This window comes from Desulfonatronospira sp. MSAO_Bac3, from assembly GCF_003838035.1.
Taxonomy (GTDB): Bacteria; Desulfobacterota; Desulfovibrionia; order Desulfovibrionales; family Desulfonatronovibrionaceae; genus Desulfonatronospira; species Desulfonatronospira thiodismutans.
Genome location: NZ_QYZY01000300.1, coordinates 1 through 3,895 on the forward strand (window position 1 = coordinate 1; position 3,895 = coordinate 3,895).

5 protein-coding genes are annotated in these 3,895 nt (G+C 50.7%); 1 reads left to right on the forward strand and 4 read right to left on the reverse strand.

All coding sequences use genetic code 11. The features are described 5' to 3' along the window. On the reverse strand, positions 1–559 hold a 559-nt coding region (locus D5S03_RS10315; protein WP_287043857.1), incomplete at its 3' end, for a glycogen/starch synthase. A 40-nt stretch (positions 560–599) separates the two neighbouring features. After that, on the reverse strand, positions 600–938 hold the full coding sequence (locus D5S03_RS10320) for a tRNA-binding protein (protein ID WP_287043858.1): 339 nt from the start codon (positions 936–938) through the stop codon (positions 600–602). Between the two features lie 108 nt (positions 939–1,046). Between D5S03_RS10320 and D5S03_RS10325 the strand changes: the two genes are divergently transcribed. After that, entirely contained in the window at positions 1,047–2,861 is a 1,815-nt protein-coding gene (locus D5S03_RS10325) for an ABC-F family ATP-binding cassette domain-containing protein (RefSeq protein WP_287043861.1), read from the forward strand. Between the two features lie 127 nt (positions 2,862–2,988). Here D5S03_RS10325 and D5S03_RS10330 read toward each other — a convergent pair whose 3' ends face one another. Beyond that, positions 2,989–3,258, reverse strand: coding sequence for a hypothetical protein (locus D5S03_RS10330; RefSeq protein WP_287043862.1), 270 nt, complete (start codon positions 3,256–3,258; stop codon positions 2,989–2,991). Positions 3,259–3,434: 176 nt separating this feature from the next. Then, positions 3,435–3,707 (reverse strand): Smr/MutS family protein, encoded by a 273-nt coding sequence (locus D5S03_RS10335; protein WP_008869062.1) that lies wholly within the window; start codon positions 3,705–3,707, stop codon positions 3,435–3,437. Positions 3,708–3,895: the final 188 nt, after the last annotated feature.

A 3,895-nucleotide genomic window follows, 5' to 3' on the forward strand; every position in this document is an offset into this window, starting at 1 on the left:
CTATATTGTGGATTGTCAGCACCGTCTTCCCAGGCATGTTCATGATCTTCATCCAGCCCGGCAGGTATCCCATGACCCAGTCGTTTATGTGGACAATATCCGGATTCTTTTCCTGGATCAGGGGCAGACAGGCCCTGCAGAAAAAGGAAAAGCGCAGTGCGTCATCAAAGTAAGGTATTTCCCGGCTGTACACATAAGGGGTGGAATAATCATTCTTGAAGAGCAGGGGATGATTGAAGGGGGCTTTGTCCGGCTTTTGGGAGTAATCCGTCTCAAAATAGGCCGGGTTTTTCAGCAGGTTCACCGGAACCCCGCGGGTTTCTGTGCGCAGGATACTTATCTGCTCTCTTGCGCCGTGAAATGTCAGGGAGTATTCATATTCCGGGGTCAAAGATTTCAGCGCGGGGTCTTTCTGCAGGGTCTGCCCATAGCAGGGGGTGACTATTTCTATGTCCACTCCCTGTTCTTTCAGGGCAGGGGGAAGTTCCCCGGCCACGTCTCCCACTCCGCCAACCTTGGAAAACGGCTTGCATTCTGCTGCAATATACAGGACTTTCATCTTGTTCACCTGTGATGAGCTGGTTTTAGCAATTCGATTTTCAGCAGAGCCTGGTTCCGTCTGGTACATGGGCATCGGGCACCGCCAGGACCACTGCTCCGTTCTGGTCATGAAATCCGGTCACCAGGCACTGGGACATGACCGGGCCTATCTGCCTGGGGGGAAAGTTGATCACAGCTATTACCTGTTTGCCAGGCAGGGAGTCCCTGTCGTACAAGTCAGTGATCTGCGCGCTGGATTTGAGGGTGCCGATTTCCTGACCAAAATCCACCACCAGTCTAAAAGCAGGTTTTTTTGCTTCGGGAAAATCATGGACTTCGGTAATGGTTCCGACTCTGATGTCTACTTTCTGGAAGTCATTCCAGTCAATCTGGCTCATATATACCCCTGAATTGTGGTGCTTATGGTTACCTGCTGAATCTGGAAGTTTTTAATAAAAAAATCAAGTTGTTTCATGCTTGTTTAAGTATTTGAAAAGGGTAGTTACATGTCTTCAACTCCACTTATAAGTTGTCATGGTATAAAGAAGGCCTATTCCGGCAGGGAACTCTTTTCAGAGCTCAGCCTGGGTTTTTTCCCCCAGGAACGTACCGGCCTCATAGGACCCAACGGATCGGGCAAGTCTACCCTGCTCAAGATCCTGGCCGGAATGGAAACCCCGGACTCGGGTGAACTTACAGTCAGGCGGGATACAAGGCTGGTTTACCTTCCCCAGACTGAAAATTTTGACCGGGACCAGACGGTTGAGCAGGCCCTTATGCAGGTCATGGAGAGTGTAGACCATGATCCGGAAAGCTATGTCAGCCTGAAAAAAACAGCCGGGCAGATGGGCTTTTTTCACCTGGACACCATGGTCTGTACATTGTCCGGGGGATGGCTCAAAAGACTGTCCATGGCCAGGGCGCTTTTGCAGGAGCCTGACCTGCTGCTTCTGGACGAACCTACCAACCACCTGGACCTGGAAGGAATACTCTGGCTGGAAAATGTCCTTAAAAATCCGGATTTCGCCTTTGTCCTGGTGAGCCATGACCGGGCTTTCCTGGAAAATGTTACCAACCGGATAGTGGAATTGAGCAGGATATATCCGGAAGGGTGTCTGCGGGTGGAAGGCAGCTACTCCACCTTCCTGGAGAAGCGCCAGGAATTTACCCAGTCCCGGGAAAAGCTGGAGCAGAGACTGGCCAGCAAGACCCGCAGGGAAATCGAGTGGCTGCGCCAGGGGCCCAAGGCCCGGACCACAAAGGCCAAACACAGAAAAGAAACCGCCTTGGCTCTGCAGGAAGAGCTAAGCCAGGTGAGATCCAGAAATGCCGGAAACAGGGCGGCTGAAATTGAATTTTCCGGTACCGGCCGCAAGACCAGAAAGCTTCTTCACTGCAGAAATGTTTCCTGCAAGCGCCAGGGCCGCACACTCCTGGAAGGCCTTGACCTGACTCTTTCTCCGGGAAACCGTCTGGGCATAGTGGGCCGAAACGGTACCGGCAAAAGCAGTCTGCTGGAGATCCTGTCCGGGGAGATGGAACCGGACTCGGGTACGGTGCAATGGGCTGAGGGACTTAAGGTGGTACATTTTGACCAGAACAGGGAGCAGCTGAACCAGGAACAGAGCCTGCAGGAGTCCCTGTGCCCCAGCGGCGACCAGGTGGTTTACCAGGGCAGGGCTTTGCACGTGGTGTCCTGGGCCAGGCGCATGCGCTTTGACCCGGACCAGCTCCCCCTGCCGGTGTCCAGGCTGTCGGGAGGTGAACAGTCCAGGCTGCTTATTGCCAGGCTCATGCTCAAGCCTGCCGATGTCCTGCTTCTGGACGAGCCCACCAACGACATCGACATCCCCACCCTGGAAATTCTGGAGCAGAGTCTGGAAGAATTTCCCGGGGCCATAGTGCTTATTTCCCATGACCGGATGTTTCTGGACAATCTCTGCGACAGGCTTCTTTACCTGGACGGTCAGGGCAGGGCCACTTTTGTGGCCGATTATGTCCAGTATATACGGGAAGCTGCCCAGACGGACAAGCCTGAACAAAAAGTTCAGTCCGGGAAAAAAGCAAAGCCCAGACCAAGGCAGCAGAACAAGATGTCATTCAAGGACCAGCGGGAATATGAAAGCATTGAAGGCGATATTGAAAAGGCTGAAAACGAAGTGGCCGGCCTCAAGGAAAAGATGAACCGTCCGGAAGTCATGAGTGACGCCAAGGAACTGGAAAGGCTTTGCAGTGAACTGGAACAGGCTGAAGCCGGTCTGATGCGGCTTTACGCACGCTGGGAGGAACTTGAGGAAATGGCTGAAAAGTGCAGCAGGTGATATGCTGAAAACTTGAACATGGTTAATTGAAGACGCGCCTGCAAGTAACACTGTTGCAGGCGCATCCTGTAATCATTTGATTTTTTTATTTGTGCTGCCTGGCAGCTAACCTTGCTTTGAGGTTTGCTTACAGCTTGCAGGCCTCGCCGCCTTCGCAATAGTTGCGGATGAACTGCCCCAGCTGAATGCCGAAATTGTAGCACTTTTTACCCAGAAGGCAGTTGTCTACATCAGTATCTTCCAGGTGTGTTGAAAGTTTGTTGCCGTCTTTTTCGAAAGTGGCCTCCCAGGCCTTTTTTTCGGAATTGTAGTCAATCTGAAGCCCCACTCCGTATTGAGCGATCTCGGGATAAATCTCTTGAAGTTTATTTTTGATGTCAGAAGCCTGTGTAGCCATAAAGCCCTCCTTTGGTTATTGTTCGAGTTGCTGAAAAATCTTTTTCGCCGTTAAAACTCCAGATACAATAAATCCAGATCTTTTTATTGGCAATACCTTTAGTCAATAGCTTGATAATCACTGCTTGATATCTTCCGGCCCTGGATGTATTCATGCCTCCAGGTTTTGCAGGCATGTTACTGGCCTCTTTGCCAGCGAAAATAGACAAATACCCTGCCCGAGTTGTCTTTATCCCTGTTGATCCGGTGGTAAGTGCTTTTTATGTCATCCCGGTCCAGAAAGCGCAGGACTCGTTTTTTCAACTGTCCTGTTCCTTTTCCGCAGATTATCTCCAGTTCTTTGGCTTTTTTCTGCCTGGCTTCCTGAAAGGCGTTTTCCAGGGCGGCATCGATCTCGCGACCCTTGTTGAAGATCGGGTGCAAATCAAGGCTAAGACGCCTGCTGGACATTTTATTATCACCTTTTGTTTTGGTTGAGTCAAAACAGAAAAACTGTTCAGCTTTATCTGCATTATTCATTCATTATTTGACTTAAGTCAATGAACGATTTGCCCGGCTTGTGCAACCATCAGAGGAAATTGACTTGCAGATCAGCATCTCGCTTCTGAACCCGGCAAAAGCAATTATTGTGTTGAGAA